19 protein-coding genes are annotated in these 19,621 nt (G+C 60.8%); 4 read left to right on the top strand and 15 right to left on the bottom strand.

Translation table 11 applies throughout. The annotated features are described in order from the left end of the window. The 4 genes from ADK28_RS26220 to ADK28_RS26205 all read right to left on the bottom strand — a co-directional run. Positions 1–1,035: TonB-dependent receptor plug domain-containing protein (locus tag ADK28_RS26220; RefSeq protein WP_048797079.1), on the bottom strand; the 1,035-nt coding region annotated here is incomplete at its 3' end. A gap of 122 nt (positions 1,036–1,157) precedes the next feature. Then, positions 1,158–3,284, bottom strand: a complete 2,127-nt coding sequence (locus ADK28_RS26215) for a S9 family peptidase (protein ID WP_082172343.1) — start codon at positions 3,282–3,284, stop codon at positions 1,158–1,160. A gap of 54 nt (positions 3,285–3,338) precedes the next feature. Continuing rightward, positions 3,339–4,136 carry a TonB family protein gene (locus ADK28_RS26210; protein WP_048797078.1) on the bottom strand — a complete coding sequence of 266 codons (798 nt, stop codon included), beginning with the start codon at positions 4,134–4,136 and terminating at the stop codon, positions 3,339–3,341. A gap of 102 nt (positions 4,137–4,238) precedes the next feature. Next, on the bottom strand, positions 4,239–5,078 hold the full coding sequence (locus ADK28_RS26205; protein WP_048797077.1) for a ChaN family lipoprotein: 840 nt from the start codon (positions 5,076–5,078) through the stop codon (positions 4,239–4,241). A gap of 177 nt (positions 5,079–5,255) precedes the next feature. Between ADK28_RS26205 and mmuP the strand changes: the two genes are divergently transcribed. Next, positions 5,256–6,665 (top strand): S-methylmethionine permease, encoded by a 1,410-nt coding sequence (gene mmuP / locus ADK28_RS26200; RefSeq protein WP_048797076.1) that lies wholly within the window; start codon positions 5,256–5,258, stop codon positions 6,663–6,665. Then, the gene (gene mmuM / locus ADK28_RS26195) at positions 6,655–7,593 is read left to right on the top strand and encodes a homocysteine S-methyltransferase (protein ID WP_048797075.1); all 939 of its coding nucleotides are present in this window, start codon (positions 6,655–6,657) and stop codon (positions 7,591–7,593) included. The genes mmuP and mmuM overlap by 11 nt, the downstream gene beginning before the upstream one ends. Positions 7,594–7,642: 49 nt before the next feature. Here the strand turns inward: mmuM and maeB are convergent, their stop codons facing one another. The 5 genes from maeB to ADK28_RS26170 form a co-directional block, all read right to left on the bottom strand. Continuing rightward, a complete protein-coding gene (gene maeB / locus ADK28_RS26190; protein ID WP_016926766.1) occupies positions 7,643–9,922 on the bottom strand; it encodes an NADP-dependent oxaloacetate-decarboxylating malate dehydrogenase in 2,280 nt (759 codons plus the stop codon). Between the two features lie 214 nt (positions 9,923–10,136). Further along, positions 10,137–10,310, bottom strand: coding sequence for an Rz1-like lysis system protein LysC (gene lysC / locus ADK28_RS32580; protein ID WP_004936544.1), 174 nt, complete (start codon positions 10,308–10,310; stop codon positions 10,137–10,139). Further along, entirely contained in the window at positions 10,291–10,671 is a 381-nt protein-coding gene (locus ADK28_RS26180) for a DUF2570 family protein (protein WP_048797074.1), read from the bottom strand. The genes lysC and ADK28_RS26180 overlap by 20 nt, the downstream gene beginning before the upstream one ends. Further along, positions 10,668–11,069, bottom strand: coding sequence for a M15 family metallopeptidase (locus tag ADK28_RS26175; RefSeq protein WP_033639692.1), 402 nt, complete (start codon positions 11,067–11,069; stop codon positions 10,668–10,670). Before ADK28_RS26175 ends, ADK28_RS26180 begins: the two co-directional genes overlap by 4 nt. After that, positions 11,059–11,385, bottom strand: a complete 327-nt coding sequence (locus ADK28_RS26170) for a phage holin, lambda family (RefSeq protein ID WP_033639689.1) — start codon at positions 11,383–11,385, stop codon at positions 11,059–11,061. The genes ADK28_RS26175 and ADK28_RS26170 overlap by 11 nt, the downstream gene beginning before the upstream one ends. A 292-nt stretch (positions 11,386–11,677) precedes the next feature. On the opposite strand from ADK28_RS26170, the gene ADK28_RS26165 reads away from it, so the two are divergent. Then, positions 11,678–13,177: a glycosyl hydrolase family 18 protein gene (locus ADK28_RS26165; protein ID WP_048797073.1), complete on the top strand. Its 1,500-nt coding sequence runs from the start codon at positions 11,678–11,680 to the stop codon at positions 13,175–13,177. Between the two features lie 85 nt (positions 13,178–13,262). Here ADK28_RS26165 and ADK28_RS26160 read toward each other — a convergent pair whose 3' ends face one another. After that, the gene (locus ADK28_RS26160; RefSeq protein ID WP_033639688.1) at positions 13,263–14,204 is read right to left on the bottom strand and encodes a LysR family transcriptional regulator; all 942 of its coding nucleotides are present in this window, start codon (positions 14,202–14,204) and stop codon (positions 13,263–13,265) included. Positions 14,205–14,608: 404 nt separating this feature from the next. On the opposite strand from ADK28_RS26160, the gene ADK28_RS26155 reads away from it, so the two are divergent. Beyond that, positions 14,609–15,202 carry a lytic polysaccharide monooxygenase gene (locus ADK28_RS26155; protein WP_004936574.1) on the top strand — a complete coding sequence of 198 codons (594 nt, stop codon included), beginning with the start codon at positions 14,609–14,611 and terminating at the stop codon, positions 15,200–15,202. Between the two features lie 66 nt (positions 15,203–15,268). Here ADK28_RS26155 and ADK28_RS26150 read toward each other — a convergent pair whose 3' ends face one another. The 5 genes from ADK28_RS26150 to ADK28_RS26130 all read right to left on the bottom strand — a co-directional run. Next, positions 15,269–16,231 (bottom strand): sugar-binding transcriptional regulator, encoded by a 963-nt coding sequence (locus ADK28_RS26150; RefSeq protein WP_004936575.1) that lies wholly within the window; start codon positions 16,229–16,231, stop codon positions 15,269–15,271. Between the two features lie 95 nt (positions 16,232–16,326). Beyond that, the gene (gene dhaL / locus ADK28_RS26145; RefSeq protein ID WP_048797072.1) at positions 16,327–16,983 is read right to left on the bottom strand and encodes a dihydroxyacetone kinase subunit DhaL; all 657 of its coding nucleotides are present in this window, start codon (positions 16,981–16,983) and stop codon (positions 16,327–16,329) included. 3 nt (positions 16,984–16,986) lie between these two features. Continuing rightward, a complete protein-coding gene (locus ADK28_RS26140; protein ID WP_033639686.1) occupies positions 16,987–17,988 on the bottom strand; it encodes a dihydroxyacetone kinase subunit DhaK in 1,002 nt (333 codons plus the stop codon). A gap of 29 nt (positions 17,989–18,017) precedes the next feature. Then, positions 18,018–18,788 (bottom strand): SDR family oxidoreductase, encoded by a 771-nt coding sequence (locus tag ADK28_RS26135; RefSeq protein WP_042705973.1) that lies wholly within the window; start codon positions 18,786–18,788, stop codon positions 18,018–18,020. Positions 18,789–18,823: 35 nt separating this feature from the next. Continuing rightward, positions 18,824–19,621: MFS transporter (locus ADK28_RS26130; RefSeq protein ID WP_048797071.1), on the bottom strand; the 798-nt coding region annotated here is incomplete at its 5' end.

Raw genomic sequence — 19,621 nt, 5'->3', positions numbered from 1 at the left:
GTTGTTGATATCCAGCGCATCGGAGATGTTTTTCGCCGTGCTGTCGCTGAATCCCGCCATGTTGTCGGACATGAACTTCTGCTCGCCGCGGCTGGTGCTGGCGGTCAGGTTGAAATCGATCAGTTCGGAGAACGGCGCGTAGTGGTATTTAAGGTAGAAATCGTCGCTGTCGATGTGGCGGCGGGTGATTTTATTCTGGTAGCTGCGCGCCGACAGTTCGATACTGTTGAAGGCATCCGGCTTGATGTCCACCTTGAACAGCTGGGATTTCGGGTTCTGGCGGTAGGTTTTATCGACGTTGAACATCTCGCTGTCGAAACCGGCGCCGTTTTTGTAGTTGGAGGTGATGGAGCTGCCGCTGATCGCCGCCATCGCCCCCAGACTGCCGCCGTCGGCAAAAGCGGCGGTTTTGGCGCCCACGGCGATCATGCCGCTGCGGCCAATGCCGTTATTGCCCACCGAGAATTTGGTGCGCACGCCGAACGGGTTATCGGAAAACACCACATCGTCCACGCCGATGGTGCGGAAGTTGGCGCTACCCGCCAGGGCGTTCACCCCGTCGGAACCGGTGGCGTTGCCGCGCGCCACGTCGACGCCGACGATAAAGTTAGGATCGATCAGCGCCCCGAACTGGCTGGTGGGCAATCCCCCGTGCGCCGCGTCGCTCGGCGAGTTGCCGTAGTAGTTTTGCGTGATGCCGTCGACCATGGTGTTGACCCGGCCAAAGCCGCTCAGGCCGCGAATATTGACGCTGACCGATCCCTGGCCGGGATCGATCTGGGTATAGGTGCCCGGCATGCTGCGCAGAATGCTGTCCACCGACTCCAGATTTTTGTTTTCGTCGCGCGAGCTGAACGCGCCCGGCCTGGCCAACGCCTCTTTTTCGCTGCTCTTGCCGCCGTCGGCGGCCGAGACGTTGAGCGGGCTGAACGCCACGCTGCCTTTATTATTTTCCGCCTGTTCCTGCGCGGCCGCAGCCGGCCCGTACAGCGCCAGTCCCGCGCCGATCAGGCTCGCTATCATTTTGATTTTCATATATCCCCAGAAATAGCCAATAAGGTTTGATGGCCGACAATGCCCAGCAAAAAGTCCGCCGAAACGCGCGGTAAAAGATTGTTATTGTTTTATTGCGCCGCAGCGTGCCGCGGCGCTGAAGGTTATTTCTGCGCCTGCCGATCCGCCGCCAGAATAAAGGCGTACTCCAGCGCGCCGTTTTCCAGCCGCGCCAGGCGGCCCGATTTGCCGCCGTGGCCGGCGGTCATGTCGGTGGAGAGCAGCAGCAGCGAATCGCCCTGTTTGAAACGCCGCAGCTTCGCCACCCATTTGGCCGGCTCCCAATACTGCACCTGCGAGTCGTACAAACCGCTGGTGACCAGCAGGTTCGGATAATGCTGCCTGCGCACGTTGTCGTACGGGCTGTAGGATTTCATCAGCGCATAGGCGGCCGGCTGGTGCGGGTTGCCCCACTCCTCGTATTCGCCGGTGGTCAGCGGAATGCTGTCGTCCAGCATGGTGGTCACCACGTCGACGAACGGCACCTGCGCCACCACCGCGTTGTACAGCTGCGGCGCCTGATTGATCACCGCCCCCATCAGCAAGCCGCCGGCGCTGCCGCCCATGGCGTAGATGCGCCCCGGCTGGCCATAGCCGTCGTTGATCAGCGCTTGGGTGGCGTCGATGAAATCGTTGAAGCTGTTCGGTTTGTGCGTCAGTTTGCCCTGTTTGTACCAGCGCTGCCCTAGCTCGCCGCCGCCGCGCACGTGGATCAGCGCATAGACGAAGCCGCGGTCCAGCAGGCTGATGCGGTTGGCGCTGAACGCCGGATCCATGCTCATGCCGTAAGCGCCATAGCCATACACCAGCAGCGGGTTATGCCCGTTTTTGAACAGCGATGTGCGGTACACCAGCGAGACCGGCACCTTCACGCCGTCGCGCGCCGCGATCCAAATGCGTTCGCTGTGATACAGGCTGGGATCGACGCCTTTCACTTCCTGTTGCTTGAGCAGGGTGCGCTCGCCCTTGTTCAGATCCCACTCATAGGTGCGGGTCGGCGTGGTCATCGCCGAATAACCGTAGCGCAACCGATCGCTGTCCGGCTCCGGGTTATAGCCCAGCCAGGCCATGTAGCTGGCGTCGTCGAACGGGATGGCGCGCTCGGTTTTACCGTCCCAGCTGATTTGCCGCAGCTGCACCAGCCCGTTGGCGCGTTCCTGCACCACCAGCCAGTCGCGGAACAGGCTGAAGCTTTCCACCTCGTGCTGCGCCTGCGGCGCAATCAGCGTCTGCCAGGGTTTGCCCGCCGCCGCCGTGCGGTACAGGCCGAAGTTCGGATCCTGATGGTTGGAACGCAAATAGAACTCGCCGCGGTAGTGATCGAGATAATACTCGCGGCCGTTCTGCCGGGCGGCGAACAGCTGCGGCTCGCGCTGCGGCTGGCTGGCGTCGATCAGGCGCACTTCGGAGGTGGTGTTGCCGCTGATGGTGAGTATCAGGTAGTCACGCGAAGAAGAACGGCTGAGGCTGAGGTAGAACGCCGGATCGTTTTCCTGATACACCAGTTTATCTTCCGCCGGCGGCGTGCCGTACTGATGACGGTAGACCTGATACGGCAGCAGCGTTTGCGGGTGGTTGCGCACGTAGAACAGGGTTTGGTTGTCGTTGGCCCACACCATGTTGCCGGAGGTGTTTTCCAGCGTTTCCGGCGACCAGCGTTCGCAGCCTAACTCGCGCAGGGAGATGCGGTATTGGCGGCGGCCCTGCAGATCTTCGGCCACCGCCAGACGGCGGTTGTCCCGGCTAATGTCCATCGCCCCCAGGCGATAGTAAGCGTGGCCGGCGGCGCGCTGGTTGGCGTCCAGCAGGGTTTGCCACGGCGCGTCGGCGGTGAGCGCCTGGCGTTGATACCGCGCGAAATCTTTACCGGCGGCGTAGCTTTCCTGATAGCGATAGCCGTTGAGCTGATACGGCACCGAACGATCGTCAGGACTCATGCGGCCCAGCATCTCCTGATACAGCGTGGCGCGCAGCTTCTGGTACGGCGCCATCATCTGCTCGGTGTAGCGGTTCTCCGCCTTCAGGTAGTCCAGCACCTTCGGCTCTGTTCGGCTGTCGTCGCGCAGCCAGTAGTAATCGTCGGTGCGCGTCTCGCCATGCGCCGTCAGCGCTTTCGGCGCGCGTTCCGCCAACGGCGGCTGCGGTTGCGCCAGCGCGGCGCCGGCGACGCCTAAAGAAAGCCAGAGCGCGGCCGCAATGCGGCGACGCGGGGTGAATAACAGCGGATTCATAATCCCTCACGAAGTTTGAAAAGGCGGACGGCGGCGAGGCGGCGTCTGCGGGCATTAACGGCGGGCGTTCAGCTCCGCCAGATTGAAATCGATCGGCATCCTTACCCTGACGGCCCCCTGTTGCAGCATCTCCGGCGGCGGCGGCGGCAACGGCTGCGCGCGCGACACCACCGCCACCGCTTCCCGATCCAGCGACGCGGTGCCGGAACGCACCAGCAGGATCACGTTCGATACCCGCCCCTGCGCATCGACGCTGAAACTGACCTGCGGCATGCCGCTGCGCCGGCGGCTGCGGGCATCCAAAGGGTAATCCTTGATGCGGTTCAGTTTGCCTTTCACCAGGCTCTCCCACGACAGTTTGGCCTGCGCATTGCTGTTGGCGTCGCTGTTGATCGGGGCGGCGGTCTGGTGGGAGATCGTCTGCGCCTGCGGCGCGGCGGCGCTGGACGCGGCGGCATTGCGCGTCTCTTTGGCCTGTTCTTGCGGCTTCGGCTGCGCTTTTTGCGGGGGACGGTGTTCAGCGCGCTTCTTCTGCGCCGTCACGATTTTTGCTTTATCGGCGCGCGCCAGCTTGGGCAGATCCGGCTGTTGCTGCTGCTCCGCGGGCTGCGCCGCGGCGGACTCCGCCTGCTGCACGCCCAGCGGCAACGGCTTGCTTTCCGGCGCTTCAATCTGCGCCGCCCAGCTCATCATCACCGCCGGCGGCGGCAGCGCCACCGGCTCCCGCGCCGTCTGCGGCCAATAAAACAGCAGCACCAACGCCGCGTGCGCCGCCAGGGCGAGCAGCAGGCCGCGCGCCCAGCGCGGCTGCGGCAGCTCAAAGGCCGGAAGGGAATAAGACTGACTTAACATAGGGGCATTAGCTTGTTTAATTGCGAATGATTGCAGATCACATTTACTAATGATAATCATTTGCAACTATAATTAACACCCCTTTTCACTGCCTTAACGTATTCATTTCACTGATGGTGTGATCCACAGGTAGTCTGCGGTGTTCGCATCGACCTGTACGCCCGGCTCCGCCAGCATCAGCACCGTCGCCGCCGCCGCCGGTTGCAGATCCCGCACGTGCAGCGGCACGCCCACCGATTTGGCGGCGTGATAGCCGCCGGCGATCAACAGCGCGGGCGTGGGCGCCGCCAGCAAACGCTCCGCCATGCGCCGATCGCGCTGCTGCTGGATCGCCAGCATCGCGCGCAGTTGGTCGGCCTCAATCTTGCCGCCGTGCGAAGTGCGGATGGTCTCTTCCAGCGCCTTGCGCACCGCCGGCTGCGCCGATAGCTGCCCCGCCGGGAACTGCGGCTGTTGATAGAACGCCGTAATCTCGCTGCGATCCAGGTTGGCTGACCACAGCGGGTATGGCGCGCGCATCGCCGCCATCGTCACCCCGCCATACAGTTCCCACTTCCAGCCCGGCTGCCAGGCGATCAGCTCCGCCACGCGGCCGTCACGCACCGTGGGGTCGCTCTGCAACCACTGTTTGACCTTGTCTACCTGCGTCTGCTGGTTCGGGTTGATCATCTCCATCAGCACGCTGCCCTGCGGCCGCCGCTGCGGCAGTTGCTGCACCAGCCATTGCTCAATCTGATGGTGGTAAGGATTGTCATGTTTTTCCCCGACGATCACCCGCGGCTGCTGCGCCAATCGCGTCAACAGCTGCTCCGGCGTCAGGGCCGCGCCGCTGTGCAGATCGGTGATGCTCCCCAAACTCGCGACGTCATTGGCCGGCGCCTTCACCGGCGTTTGGCTGCAGGCGCCGAGCGCCAAGGCCGCCAATAAAATCAAATATCTCATCATGTTGCCCCATTATCGAAAATGGCGACATTATAGATAATAATTATCATTTGCATATAGATCCGGCTTAACGATTTTTTTACGCGGCTATCGCCGGTGGCGCATTGCGTTAAAAAGGCATTACGGGTATAACCAATAGCCATTCAGATATTTAGACGTCTATACGGATAGATTATTATGCACGCATCGGCGCCCGCCGCAGGGCAGTTCAAACGCAGCATGAAGGCCCGGCACCTGGTGATGTTGTCGCTGGGCGGCGTGATCGGCACCGGGCTGTTTTTCAACACCGGCTACATCATTTCCACCACCGGCGCGCTCGGCACGCTGCTGGCCTACCTGATCGGCGCGCTGGTGGTGTATCTGGTGATGCTGTGCCTGGGTGAGCTGTCGGTGGCGATGCCGGAAACCGGCGCCTTTCACGTCTACGCTTCGCGCTATCTGGGGCCGGCCACCGGCTATGCCGTCGCCTGGCTGTATTGGCTCACCTGGACAGTGGCGCTGGGCTCCAGCCTGACCGCCGCCGGATTCTGCATGCAGTACTGGTTCCCGCAGTCGCCGGTGTGGCTGTGGTGCCTGATCTTCTGCGCGGCGATTTTCCTGCTCAATGTGGTGACCACCCGCTTTTTCGCCGAAAGTGAATTCTGGTTTTCGCTGATCAAAGTGGTGACCATTCTGGCGTTCATCATTCTGGGCGGCGCCGCCATGTTCGGCCTGCTGCCGATGAAAGACGGCACCCCGGCGCCGTTCCTGCATAACCTGACCGCTTCCGGCTGGCTGCCGCACGGCACGCTGCCGATCCTGATGACCATGGTGGCGGTGAACTTTGCCTTCTCCGGCACGGAACTGATCGGCATCGCCGCCGGTGAAACCGAGAACCCGGAGAAAGTCGTGCCGCTGGCGATCCGCACCACGGTGATCCGCCTGATGCTGTTCTTTATCGGCACGGTCTTCGTGCTGGCGGCGTTAATCCCGATGGATCAGGCGGGGATCGTCAAAAGCCCGTTCGTGCTGGTGTTTGAACGCATCGGTGTGCCTTACGCCGCCGATATCTTCAACTTCGTGATCCTGACCGCCATCCTGTCGGCGGCCAACTCCGGCCTGTACGCCTCCGGGCGCATGCTGTGGTCGCTGGCCCACCAGCGCACCTTGCCGGCCTACTTCGCCCGCGTCAATGCGCGCGGCATTCCGATCAACGCCCTGACCTTCAGCATGCTCGGCGGCGTGCTGGCGCTGCTGACCAGCGTGATCGCGCCGGACACGGTGTTCGTCGCCCTGTCGGCGATCTCCGGCTTTGCGGTAGTGGCGGTGTGGCTGAGCATCTGCGCGGCCCACTATGCTTTCCGCCGCGCCTACCTGCGCAGCGGCCAGACGATAAGCGGCCTGAAATACCGCGCGCCCGGCTATCCATTGACGCCGATCCTCGGCTTTGCGCTGTGCCTGCTGGCCTGCATCGGGCTGGCGTTCGATCCGGAGCAGCGCATTGCGCTCTACTGCGGGCTGCCGTTCGTCGCCCTGTGCTACCTCACCTATTTCCTGACCCGGCGCGCCGGGCAAAAAAATGCTTTGGGAGAACAACATGTCGGTTAACAACCCCGTCGCCCGCCTGCTGGCCGAACAGCCGACGCTGATCCTGGACGGCGCGCTGGCCACCGAACTGGAAGCACGCGGCTGCGACCTGACCGATCCGCTGTGGTCGGCCAAGGTGCTGATTGAAAATCCCGAGCTTATCTATCAGGTGCATCTCGATTATTTCAACGCCGGCGCCCAGTGCGCCATCACCGCCAGCTATCAGGCCACGCCGCAGGGCTTCTTGCGCCGCGGCCTGGATCAGGATCAGTCGCTGGCGCTGATCGCCAAAAGCGTGCAGCTGGCGCAGCGGGCGCGCCGCGATTATCTGGCCGCGCACCCGCAAGCGGCGCCGCTGCTGATCGCCGGCTCGGTGGGCCCGTACGGCGCCTATCTGGCCGACGGCTCGGAATACCGCGGCGACTATCGGCTGGCGCAGGATGACTTCATTGCCTTCCACCGCCCTCGCCTCGCCGCGCTGGCCGCCGCCGGCGTCGATCTGCTGGCCTGCGAAACGCTGCCGTCGTTCGCTGAACTGCAGGCGCTGCTGACGCTGTTGCAGGAGTTCCCGACGCTCGGCGCCTGGTTCGCCTTCACCCTGCGCGACAGCCAACACCTCAGCGACGGCACGCCGCTGACGGAGGTCGTGTCCGCGCTGCGCGGCAACCCGCAGGTGCTGGCGATCGGCATCAACTGCATCGCGCTGGACAAGGTCGCCCCGGCGTTGCGTCAACTGAACGCGCTGGCCGACAAGCCGCTGCTGGTCTACCCAAACTCCGGGGAGCACTACGATGCGGTCAGCAAAACCTGGCACGCCTGCGACGGCGAACACGGCAGCCTGGCCGATCAGGCGACAGAGTGGCACGCGTTCGGCGCGCAATTGATCGGCGGCTGTTGCCGCACCACACCGCAGGATATTCGCGCCATCGCCGCGCGCTGCAAGGCATAAAAAAGCCCCCGGCGCCAACGGCGCAGGGGGCCAGTCACTCAACCCGGGCTTACAGCGGTTCGGTCTGGGCTTCGACCACCGCCAGCGCCACCATGTTGACGATGCGGCGCACCGAGGCGATCGGCGTCAGGATGTGCACCGGTTTGGCGACCCCCATCAGCACCGGTCCGACGGTCACCCCTTCCGAGCAGGAAACGCGCAGCAGGTTGTAGCTGATGCGCGCCGCTTCCATGTTCGGCATGATCAGCAGGTTGGCCGAGCCTTTCAGCGGGCTGTCCGGCATCAGATCGTGGCGGATGCTCTCCACCAGCGCGGCGTCGCCGTGCATTTCGCCGTCGATCTCCAGCTCCGGCGCCAGCTCGTTCACCAGTTCCAACGTTTTACGCATCTTGCGCGCCGCCGGGCAGTCAGACGAGCCGAAGCTGGAATGAGACAGCAGCGCCACCTTCGGTTCGATGCCGAAGCGGCGCACGGTTTCCGCCGCCATCAGGGTGATCTCCGCCAGCTGTTCCGGCGTCGGATCGTCGTTGACGTAGGTGTCGGCGATGAAAGTGTTGCCGCTCGGCAGCAGCAACGCGTTCATCGCGCCGGCGACGTGCGCGCCTTCACGGAAGCCGAACACATTCTTCACCACGTCGTAATGCTCGTGATAGCTGCCGATGGTGCCGCAGATCATCGCGTCCGCTTCGCCGCGGTGCAGCATGATGGCGGCGATCAGCGTCGGGTTGCCGATCACCGCGCGGCGCGCCTGTTCCTGCGAAACGCCGCGGCGTTTCATGATCTGGTAGTACTCGCCCCAGTATTCGTTGAAGCGCGGATCCGACTCGTTGTTCACCACCTCGAAATCTTTGCCCGGCGTCAGCTGCAGGCCCAGCTTTTTCAGGCGCATCTCGATCACGCTCGGGCGGCCGACCAGGATCGGGAAAGCCAGCCCCTGCGACACCAGCTCCTGCGTGGCGTGCAGCACGCGCTCTTCCTCGCCTTCCGCCAGCACCACCCGCTTCACCTCTTTGCGCGCCTGCGAGAAGATCGGTTTCATGAACAGGTTGGTTTTGTAGACGAACTCCGCCAGCTTCTCCACATAGGCGTCGAAGTCTTCGATCGGGCGCGTCGCCACGCCGGAATCCATCGCCGCCTTGGCCACCGCCGGCGCGATCTTGACGATCAAACGCGGATCGAACGGTTTCGGAATGATGTATTCCGGCCCGAAGGAGAGATCCTGATCGTCATACGCGGAAGCCACCACGTCGCTCTGCTCCGCCAGCGCCAGATCGGCGATGGCATGCACGCAGGCCAGCTTCATCTCTTCGTTGATGGTGGTGGCGCCCACGTCCAGCGCGCCGCGGAAAATGAACGGGAAGCACAGAACGTTGTTCACCTGATTCGGGTAGTCGGAACGGCCGGTACAGATGATGGCGTCCGGGCGCACCGCTTTGGCCAGCGGCGGCAGAATTTCCGGTTCCGGGTTGGCCAGCGCCATGATCAGCGGATCGCGCGCCATGGTTTTCACCATATCCTGCGTCAGGACGCCCGGGCCGGAGCAGCCGAGGAAGATGTCGGCGTTCGGGATGGCGTCGCCCAGCGTGCGCTGGCCGTTATCCTCGATGGCGTAGGCGGCTTTGGTCTGCTCCATGTTGGCGTCGCGGCCTTTATAGATGACGCCCTTGGAATCGCAGACGGTGATGTTCTGCTGACGCAGCCCCAGCGCCACCAGCAGGTTCAGACAGGCGATGGACGCCGCGCCGGCGCCGGACACCACCAGCCGCACGTCGGAGATGTTCTTCTTCACCACGCGCAGGCCGTTGAGCACCGCAGCGGTGGTAATGATCGCCGTGCCGTGCTGGTCGTCGTGGAATACCGGGATCTTCATGCGCTCACGCAGTTTCTGTTCGATGTAGAAACACTCCGGCGCCTTGATGTCTTCCAGGTTGATGCCGCCGAAGGTCGGTTCCAGCGCGGCGATAATGTCGATTAACTTGTCAGGGTTATGCTCATCCACTTCGATATCAAATACATCGATACCGGAAAACTTCTTGAACAAAACGCCCTTGCCTTCCATCACCGGCTTACCGGCCAACGCGCCGATATTGCCCAGACCCAGTACCGCCGTGCCGTTGGAAATCACCGCCACCAGATTGCCGCGCGCGGTGTATTTGTAGGCCGCCAGCGGATCTTCGGCGATCTCGAGGCAAGGCGCGGCGACGCCCGGCGAATAGGCCAGCGCCAGATCGCGCTGGGTCGCCAACGGTTTGGTAGGGGAAACCTGGATCTTCCCTGGGACAGGAAACTGATGGAAATCAAGGGCACTCTGTTTGAGCTGTTCGTCCATTATGGATTCCTTTGTTTTTTGCTTTTATGTTGAGGTAAGGCTTTGAGGCTGCGCCCTGCCGTGGGCCATGGCGCCCAATTACAATGACAGGGCACAGCCTTGAAGTATAGTGAGAGAAACATCACAAACTTTGAAGCGCGCCATAACCTTGGTCGAAAGAGCGTTTTAAAAGTAAAAAAAGAAGATCTGCGAGGCGAGCAGAGAAACGCCGCCGTCAGCGCGGCGGCAGCGTGGCGCGCCAGGCGTTGAGCGTCTCCACCTGGCCGGCGCAAATGTGTAACGAGGTTTGTAACGCCAGGGCATAGCTTACCGCATCGCCCCAGGTCTCCCCCTGCAACTGCGGCTGCTCACAGGGAGCGAATACCGACTCAGGGGGCAACAGCGGCACGGCCTGCGGCGCCGGCGGCCGGGCGCAGGAGCTCAAACACAGCGCCAGGCAGAGGCTGAGCGGCGCAGGGATCGTTTTTAATCGCTTCACGGTATTTCCTCTGATAAGCCTCGTGTTGTTGGCGCAACTGCCGTTCCTGCCGCTGCTGCGCCGCCATCAGCACGCGATTTTGCGCATCCTGTGTCTGCAAGGTGGCGATAAGCCCCGCCTGCTGCGCCAGGCTTTTTTGCAGTTCCGCCGCCTGTTGCCGCGCAGACGCCAACTGGTGCGACAGCAGCGAGCTGTAGCCACCCAGGCAGATGGCCGCCAGCAACAACAGCAGCAAGCCGCCCTGCATCAGTTTTTGCAGCCAGCCGCTCATGCCGGATAGTCCCGGAACGGCAGTTGGAAGTGCGGGCCATCCTTGAGGGTTTTCCATTCGCCGCCCCATTCGACGTTGATGCCGCATTCACGCGCCGCGCGCCGCACCGCCACCGCAATCTGCGCGTAGTAATCCCACTCCCAGGAGGCCACGCCCGCCGGCATCGCCACCACGTCCACCGCGTGCCCGGTCAGGTGGCGGCTGCGCAGCGTTTGGCTGTTGCCGGCGCGCACCATTTCCCGCTGGCGCGCCATGCTGCGCAGCCCCTCGCTGACGGAAAACGGCACCAGCGAATAACGCAGCGCCAGGCGAATAACGCGCACCAGATCCGGGTGCACGCCGCGCAGGTTCTCTTCGCTGCGGGCGGTAAAACGAATCTCTTCAATGTCATTTAACATTTTTAAACCCCGTCTTTTTGCCGATGAATTTTTTAATTAAGGCGTTGATGTAATCCGCCCCCATAAAACCAATCAGTACGCTGGCCAAATTCGCCCACTTTAATTCCAGGCCCATCAGCGCCAGCGCATCGCGCACCGTCCAGGCCAATAACGCGCACATCGCCGCATTCAATAAACGGCGCCGAATGCCCACGTTGCGGTAGGCGCCATGTAATAGCGCCATCACGCCGGCCAGAATGGCGTTCAATACCGGCTGAAGATATTCACATACTCGCTGGACTATTAAGCCAACAGCGTCAGGCCCTATGCTGGACATAGCTCATCTCCTTTTTATTTTTAATTAAATGCCAATCACGGCCGGCGGGACATCGGATACTCAGAATCTAGTTAAGGATGCTATTACAAAGCAAATGAATAAATACAGGCCCTATGGTCGAATTCATTCACGCTGAACGTTGGCACAACGCATAAAACGCCAATGCATGCGGCAGTTAATAAAAATTCATTCTTATGGTGATTTATTTCGACTTTTATTCTCGAGGAAAATAAACATTAATGGCGACGGGGAATATTCCCCCATTGAAAAACATCCACTCTGGAGAAATACCATGTCCACACGCAAAGCCGTTATTGGGTATTATTTTATTCCGACCAACCAAATCAATAATTACACCGAGACCGATACGTCTGTCGTGCCGTTCCCGGTTTCCAACATCACGCCGGCCAAAGCCAAACAGCTGACGCACATTAACTTCTCGTTCCTGGATATCAACAGCAACCTGGAATGCGCCTGGGATCCGGCCACCAACGACGCCAAGGCGCGCGATGTGGTCAACCGTTTAACCGCGCTCAAAGCGCACAACCCCAGCCTGCGCATCATGTTCTCCATCGGCGGCTGGTACTACTCCAACGATCTGGGCGTGTCGCACGCCAACTACGTCAACGCGGTGAAAACCCCGGCGGCGCGCACCAAGTTCGCCCAATCCTGCGTGCGCATCATGAAGGATTACGGCTTCGACGGCGTGGACATCGACTGGGAGTATCCGCAGGCGGCGGAAGTGGACGGTTTCATCGCCGCGCTGCAGGAGATCCGCACCTTGCTGAACCAGCAAACCATCGCGGACGGCCGCCAGGCGTTGCCGTATCAGTTGACCATCGCCGGCGCCGGCGGCGCCTTCTTCCTGTCGCGCTATTACAGCAAGCTGGCGCAAATCGTCGCGCCACTCGATTACATCAACCTGATGACCTACGATCTGGCCGGCCCCTGGGAGAAGATCACCAACCACCAGGCGGCGCTGTTCGGCGACGCGGCCGGGCCGACCTTCTACAACGCACTGCGCGAAGCCAATCTGGGCTGGAGCTGGGAAGAGCTGACCCGCGTCTTCCCCAGCCCGTTCAGCCTGACGGTCGACGCCGCCGTGCAGCAGCACCTGATGATGGAAGGCGTGCCGAGCGCCAAAATCGTCATGGGCGTGCCCTTCTACGGCCGCGCCTTCAAGGGCGTCAGCGGCGGCAACGGCGGCCAGTACAGCAGCCACAGCACGCCGGGCGAAGATCCGTATCCGAACGCCGATTACTGGCTGGTGGGCTGCGACGAGTGCGTGCGCGACAAGGATCCGCGCATCGCCTCCTATCGCCAGCTGGAGCAGATGCTGCAGGGCAACTACGGCTATCAGCGGTTGTGGAACGATAAGACCAAAACCCCGTATCTGTATCATGCGCAGAACGGGCTGTTTGTCACCTATGACGATGCCGAGAGCTTCAAATACAAAGCGAAGTACATCAAGCAGCAGCAGCTGGGCGGCGTAATGTTCTGGCATTTGGGGCAAGACAACCGCAACGGCGATCTGCTGGCCGCGCTGGATCGCTATTTCAACGCCGCAGACTACGACGACAGCCAGCTGGATATGGGCACCGGCCTGCGATATACCGGCGTCGGCCCCGGCAACCTGCCGATCATGACCGCGCCGGCCTATGTGCCGGGCACCACTTACGCCCAGGGCGCGCTGGTGTCCTACCAAGGCTACGTCTGGCAGACCAAGTGGGGTTATATCACCTCGGCGCCCGGCTCAGACAGCGCCTGGCTGAAGGTGGGCCGCCTGGCGTAAGCCGTAAAAAAACCCCGTAGCCGAATGCTGCGGGGTTTTCATTGAGTTAACCGTTTGATTTTCGCGTCCCTTCGTCTCTATTCCTTCAGTTGTGGCACCATGGATAACCGCCATCCCGCACCACTTCGCGGCCCATCAGGCTGTAGACATCGCTTTTGCGCGTCAGCCGCTCATGCCACCAGTTAAACCCGGCGCCCTTGCTGGCCGGATGCCACGCCAGCCAAATCATTTCGTCCCCCTTTTGCATCTCCACCGGCACCGTCACCAGTTCACCGCTGGCCAGTTCCTTTTCAATCAACGCAGGCGGCAGAAAAGCGTGGCCGATGCCGCGCTTGAGCAGCGCCAGATTGCTTTCCACATCGCATACCACCAACTGACGCTGCAAGGGCAGCGTGCCGTGATTGCGTTTAGGCAGCTCATGGCTGCTGTCGGCGATCGCGACCACGATGTCGTTCAGCCGCTGCTTCTTGCATACCGGCGTTCTCTGCGCCGCGAACGGGTGGGAAGGCGACACGCACAGCACAAAGTCGAGCTTGCCGAGCATCAGGGTTTTGGCCTGCACGCTGTCGGGGATTTGGCCGATGGCGATGATCAGGTCCGCCCGGTTGTTCTTCAGCGCATCCCAGGTGCCGTTCAACGCTTCCCGCTGCACCGAGATATTGGCGTTCGGGCAATGCTGAATATAGTCGCGGATATCCTGCGTCAGCGTTTCCAGCGGGAAGAAGGTGTCTACCGCCAGGCGGATATTATTGTCCAGCTTGGGAATGTTGCGCACCCGGCTTTCCAGATCCTGCACCGCATTTAATATCCAGCTGCCCTCCTGCAGGAGAAACTCCCCTTCATCCGTCAGGGTAATCATGGGGCCATTACGATGAAAAAGTTTCACGCAGAGTTTGCTTTCAATATTGGAAACCCGATAAGAGATCGCCGAAGGCGTTTTATGCAGCGCCTCCGCCGCCATAGAGAAAGATCCGGTGTTCTTGATGGTGCTGATTATTTTAATCGCGTCCAGGGATAATCTAGTCATACAAATTCCTCTTTAAAATAAAATAAGAAAAATGACACTAAATTCCCAAGGTGGTGGCGCACAAAAATCGATCAAATCAAACAAGGGTACTCAACGCAACAAGCAATATACTTCATAAATGAGAGCGCTATCTTAAATACTATTCATCACTACTTGATATAAATTTCATCATAGCGCCGTGCTTTTACACTGTGACAGTTAAATAAATTCGGCCTAACGATCAAAGATCGTCATCATAATATTTTTCGTTAATAGCCGGTAAAACATTCCAATCTACGGCCAAACCAGAATGGTAAAAATAAAACAAGCCGACAAGAAGGGTTATTTCCAATTGCGTTATTAGTCTCTCATTTTGTCGGTGAAATACGCTCAACTTACAACATAATTTCAGTCAGGAGTGACTTATGAACAAAACTTCCCGTACCCTGCTCTCTCTGGGCCTGCTGAGCGCGGCCATGTTCGGCGTTTCGCAACAGGCGAATGCTCACGGTTATGTCGAATCGCCGGCCAGCCGCGCCTATCAGTGCAAACTGCAGCTCAACACGCAGTGCGGCAGCGTGCAGTACGAACCGCAGAGCGTCGAAGGCCTGAAAGGCTTCCCACAGGCCGGCCCGGCTGACGGCCACATCGCCAGCGCCGACAAGTCCACCTTCTTCGAACTGGATCAGCAAACGCCGACGCGCTGGAACAAGCTCAACCTGAAAACCGGCCCGAACTCCTTTACCTGGAAGCTGACCGCCCGTCACAGCACCACCAGCTGGCGCTATTTCATCACCAAGCCGAACTGGGACGCTTCGCAGCCGCTGACCCGCGCTTCCTTTGACCTAACGCCGTTCTGCCAGTTCAACGACGGCGGCGCCATCCCTGCCGCACAGGTCACCCACCAGTGCAACATACCGGCAGATCGCAGCGGTTCGCACGTGATCCTTGCCGTGTGGGACATAGCCGACACCGCCAACGCCTTCTATCAGGCGATCGATGTCAACCTGAGCAAATAATCGGTCAAATGAGGAGATCGTTGAGGGTTCAGCCTGGCGCTGAACCCTTTTTTTTTGCAGGTGCCGCTATTGCGACATGTTGAGGATAGTGCGCACATTGAGCGCGCTGGTGGCGATAATGTCGATGGCGCCAGTGCGCAAAGCGCCCAAAATCGCCAACGCCTTGGTATTCTCGGAAGCAATGGCGATCACGCAAGGGATTTTGCGCAGCTCATCAATGCTCAGCCCGATCACTCTGTCATTCATCACCGTGTCGACATGCTGCCCCTGAGCATTGAAAAAGTCATAGCCGGCGATGTCGCCGATCACGCCCTGATTAAGGCTGGCGTCGATAATCTCGTGCGGCGTAAACCACCCCAATTTCACCATATAGCTGTTTTCATTCATGTCGCCAATGCCGACTAACGCCACATCGGCCTTACGCGCGCGGTCCAGCGTTTCCTTGATCGTGCCGTTCTGCATGAAGGCGTCTTTCAGCGCGCGATTTTCGACGTAGGCCGGCGCGTAAAGCGTCTCGCTGCTGCCGCCGAACTTCTTCGCCAAGCGCCGACTGATATGGTCGGCGTTGATCGCATCGCCCGGACGGTGGGTGCCGCCGATGCCGCAGATGAACTTGCAGTTGCGTTCCGTCACGCTGCCGACGTGATCGGCGATCGCCGCCACGTTGCGTCCCTGGCCGACCGCCAACACCATATCGTCTTTCAGCGACATCGCCAGATAGTTGGACACCAGCGCAGCCACCTGCCGACGCTGTTCCTCTTCGTCCTGATGGTCGAGCGCGATCAACGCGCGGCTGATGGGAAAACGCTCCATCATCTGCTGTTCCAGCCGGGTGCTGAATACCGGGTGATAACGCACGTTGATCTCGACGATGCCTTCTTCCTTGGCGCGCTTGAGCAAACGACCGACTTTGATCCGTGAGATGCCGAATTTTTTGGCGATCTCTTCCTGCGTGATCTCATCCTGATAATAAGCAACGGCGATTTCGGTCAGCAGTTCGTTATCCTGGGACACAGTTTGTTTTTCCATCCGTTAGACGTTTCCCCACGGCAGGCCGGTTGATGATGGCGGAGGGACGATACACGCCCCTCCGACAAGGCTGAATGCCCGCTAGTATAACGCGATCAGGCGGCAACGGTATTCAGTCGTTGTTCCACCTCGTCCGCCAATCGAGTCAAGAGCAGGCAGCAAGATACCGCGCCGGCGTCCAGTACGCCGCGCGAACGCTCGCCCAGACGGCTGGCGCGGCCGATTTTCGCCACCAGCTCACGCGTGGAATCGCGCCCGCGTTCCGCGGCGATCCTCATCTTTTCCAGCGCTGCGGCGAAGTCGTCACCGCGCCCGGCCGCCTGCTCAAACGCCGCCACCGCCGGTATCAGCGTATCCATCAGACACTTGTCGCCCACGCCCGCGCTGCTGATGTCCTGCAGTTCGCTCAATCCGCCGTGCAACATCGCCAAAAATGCCTGCTTATCCAGCACGCTGCGCTCACGGACGCTCTCCGCCATGCCCATGAACAGGCTGCCGTACAGCGGCCCCATCGAACCGCCGATGCCCTCCATCAGCGCATCCGATACCGCATCGAACGCCTGCGCCAGCGTGAGCTCGCGGCCGCGAATGGCATCGCCGCACATCGTGAATCCCTTCGACATATTAATGCCATGGTCACCGTCGCCGATGGCGCCGTCGATTTCGCTCAGGTATTCGCGGTTGCTGACAATGGTTTCTATCAGCCCCGTAACGATCTCACTGCCGTACCGGGTTGAAATTTGTTCCGTCATGATTCACTCCACCTGGGTTAAGCCTAAAGATTGCGCCGGCATGTCCAGCAGCGTTTTCAGTTCGTCATCCAGCGTCATCAGCGTCAGCGTCACGCCCATCATTTCCAGCGACGTGAAGTAATTGCCGACGTAGCGCCGATGCACCCGCACGCCTTTCGCCGTCAACCGGCGCTCTATTTCGGCATAATAGATATACAGCTCCATCACCGGCGTGGCGCCAAGCCCGGAGATCAGCAACGCCACCTCCTGGCCTTGTTCCAACGGCATATCGTTGAGCACAAAATCGAGCATGGTGCCGGCCATCGCCGACGCCGACTGGATCGGCGATACCTCAATGCCCGGTTCGCCGTGATGGCCGATGCCGATCTCCATCTTGCCGTCTTCGATATGAAAATTGGGTTTGCCGACTGCGGGAATGGTGCAGGAACTGAGGCCGACGCCGATCGAACGACACCGGTCGATGGCTTTTTGCGCCGCGCCGATCACGCCGTCCAGATCGTATCCTTTGGCCGCCGCCGCCGCGCCGACCTTCCACATCAGAATTTCGCCGGCCACGCCGCGTCGCTTGTCCCTCTCACTGGCCGGCGCCGAGGCGACGTCATCGTTGGCCACCACGGTTTTCACCCGTATGCCGGCCGCCGTGGCCTTCTTGATCGCCATCTTGACGTTCATGTTGTCGCCGGCGTAGTTGCCGTACAGGCAAGCGACGCCCGCACCGCTGTCCGCCGCCTTGAAGGCGTCGAGAAAAGCCCCCGCCGTAGGCGATGAAAAAATCTCGCCAATCGCGACGGCATCCAGCATGTTTTTGCCGACATAGCCCAGGAACGCCGGCTCATGGCCGGAGCCGCCGCCGGTGACGATGCCCACTTTGCCGGCGATCGGCGCAGGCGGATATTTCAACACCCGCGCATTGTCGGTGGCGGCGTAATAGTTCGGGTGGGCCAGCCTGTAGCCCTGAATGGCGTCTTCCACTACGTGATCGGGATCGTTAATGATTCTGTTCATCGCGGCCTCTCTGTCGCCTGAATAAGAAATTATTGAATGGTGTAACCGCCGTCGACCACCAGGTTGGCGCCGGTGATCATCGCCGCCGCGTCACCGGCCAAAAACAGGGCGCTGGCGGCGATATCTTGCGGCTCAGCAAAGCGCCGCAGCGGGATTTTCTGCTTCATCTGCTCAGCCACCTCGCCAGACCAGGCCTTACGGCCCAGCTCCGTCAAAACCACGGTGGGTGAAATGGCGTTGACCCGCACGTTGTGCGGCCCCCACTCCAGCGCCAGCACCTGGGTCAACCCGATCACGCCCGCTTTGCTGGCGCAATAGGCCAAGTGATTAGGCAAAGCCACCACCCCGGCCTGCGAGGCGAGATTGATGATGCTGCCGCCGCGCTGACTAATGAAACGGCGCCCTACCGCCTGGCAGGTAAGAAACACGCCTTTCAGATTGACCGCCAGGGTTGCATCCCACGCCGTTTCCGGCAGCTCCTCGGCCGGATGCAGCGCGACGATGCCGGCGCTGTTGACCAGCACGTCCAGCCGCCCGAAATGCGCCTCAATCTGCGCCACCGCTCGCTCCACCGACGCGGCATCGGTGACGTCGGCCACGACGCCCAGCGCCGCCTCGGCGTCCAGCTGTCGCGCCACTTCCGCAACCTGCGGCGCCCGATCGAGCAGCGCCACGCGCGCGCCGTTTTGCAGATAGCGTTCGGCAATCGCGAGACCGATCCCTGCAGCACCGCCGGTAATCAGCGCCACCTTGCCCTGCAGCGAGAGCTCGCGCGGCGCCGTAGTTTGATGATTAATCATAAATTTCCCCTTAAAACTGTGAACTTCACGATCGGTCAGGATATTTTCGCCAAACTCGCGCCGCGTTCTTCCTGCGCCGTCGCGCTTTCTTTCGGCAGCGTGACAAATTTCATCAGCACGCCGCTGAACAGGTACAAGCCGGTAAAGATCCAGATCACGCCAACGGCGCCGAGGCTGCCGATAAACAGCCCCACCACCGCCGGGCCGACAAAGGTGCTCAGGCCGGCGCCCAGATTGAGAATCGACATCGCCGCGCCCTTATTGTCCGGCGCCAGCGACGGCATGATGGCCGACAGCGGCACGAACGCCGCCAGGCAGGCGCCGAACAACCCGGCGGCGCACACGGTCAGCAGGTAGTTGGCGCCAAAGAATTGCGGCACGTAGTAGAACATCAGCGTGGTCAAGGCGCAGCCGACGCAGCCGAACCACATCACCACATTGCGCCAGCCGAGCCCGTCGCTGATCACGCCGAAAATCAGGTTGAAAATGATGTTGACCGTCCACAGCGCGGCGTACATCTGCAGCCAATGCGTGCGGGTGAACCCCATATCCATCATGTACATGGGCATGAATACGACGAAGCCGTAAGCCGCAGAGGTATTAATGGTGCGCACGATGCCGCCCAGGCCGATCTTCGGGTTTTCAAACGCGATGGTGATGCCTTTCAAGACGTAACCCAGCGACGCTTTTTCCCGGTTGCCGCGCTGTGCCGCGCCGTCGTCGCGATTGAGCATCAGCGCAATCACCGCGCCCAGCACGACGAAAATCAGCGCGCTCCACAGCGTGTGGATCTCGCCGAGATAAGGCAGCATGATGCTGGAATACAGCACGCC

The organism is Serratia sp. 506_PEND (assembly GCF_001076875.1).
Taxonomy (GTDB): Bacteria; Pseudomonadota; Gammaproteobacteria; order Enterobacterales; family Enterobacteriaceae; genus Serratia; species Serratia marcescens.
Note: the sequence above shows the minus strand (reverse complement) of the source record. Positions and strands in the feature narration are given on the sequence as shown.

Excerpts from the sequence above, each read along its gene's own strand:
- ADK28_RS26175 (WP_033639692.1), bottom strand. The coding sequence starts at position 11,069 with ATGTTAAATGACATTGAAGAGATTCGTTTTACCGCCCGCAGCGAAGAG.
- dhaL (WP_048797072.1), bottom strand. The coding sequence starts at position 16,983 with ATGACGGAACAAATTTCAACCCGGTACGGCAGTGAGATCGTTACGGGG.
- ADK28_RS26140 (WP_033639686.1), bottom strand. The coding sequence starts at position 17,988 with ATGAACAGAATCATTAACGATCCCGATCACGTAGTGGAAGACGCCATT.
- ADK28_RS26160 (WP_033639688.1), bottom strand. The coding sequence starts at position 14,204 with ATGACTAGATTATCCCTGGACGCGATTAAAATAATCAGCACCATCAAG.
- ADK28_RS26135 (WP_042705973.1), bottom strand. The coding sequence starts at position 18,788 with ATGATTAATCATCAAACTACGGCGCCGCGCGAGCTCTCGCTGCAGGGC.
- ADK28_RS26165 (WP_048797073.1), top strand. The coding sequence starts at position 11,678 with ATGTCCACACGCAAAGCCGTTATTGGGTATTATTTTATTCCGACCAAC.
- ADK28_RS26210 (WP_048797078.1), bottom strand. The coding sequence starts at position 4,136 with ATGTTAAGTCAGTCTTATTCCCTTCCGGCCTTTGAGCTGCCGCAGCCG.
- ADK28_RS26205 (WP_048797077.1), bottom strand. The coding sequence starts at position 5,078 with ATGAGATATTTGATTTTATTGGCGGCCTTGGCGCTCGGCGCCTGCAGC.
- ADK28_RS26150 (WP_004936575.1), bottom strand. The coding sequence starts at position 16,231 with ATGGAAAAACAAACTGTGTCCCAGGATAACGAACTGCTGACCGAAATC.
- ADK28_RS26170 (WP_033639689.1), bottom strand. The coding sequence starts at position 11,385 with ATGTCCAGCATAGGGCCTGACGCTGTTGGCTTAATAGTCCAGCGAGTA.
- mmuP (WP_048797076.1), top strand. The coding sequence starts at position 5,256 with ATGCACGCATCGGCGCCCGCCGCAGGGCAGTTCAAACGCAGCATGAAG.
- ADK28_RS26215 (WP_082172343.1), bottom strand. The coding sequence starts at position 3,284 with ATGAATCCGCTGTTATTCACCCCGCGTCGCCGCATTGCGGCCGCGCTC.
- mmuM (WP_048797075.1), top strand. The coding sequence starts at position 6,655 with ATGTCGGTTAACAACCCCGTCGCCCGCCTGCTGGCCGAACAGCCGACG.
- ADK28_RS26155 (WP_004936574.1), top strand. The coding sequence starts at position 14,609 with ATGAACAAAACTTCCCGTACCCTGCTCTCTCTGGGCCTGCTGAGCGCG.
- ADK28_RS26180 (WP_048797074.1), bottom strand. The coding sequence starts at position 10,671 with ATGAGCGGCTGGCTGCAAAAACTGATGCAGGGCGGCTTGCTGCTGTTG.
- maeB (WP_016926766.1), bottom strand. The coding sequence starts at position 9,922 with ATGGACGAACAGCTCAAACAGAGTGCCCTTGATTTCCATCAGTTTCCT.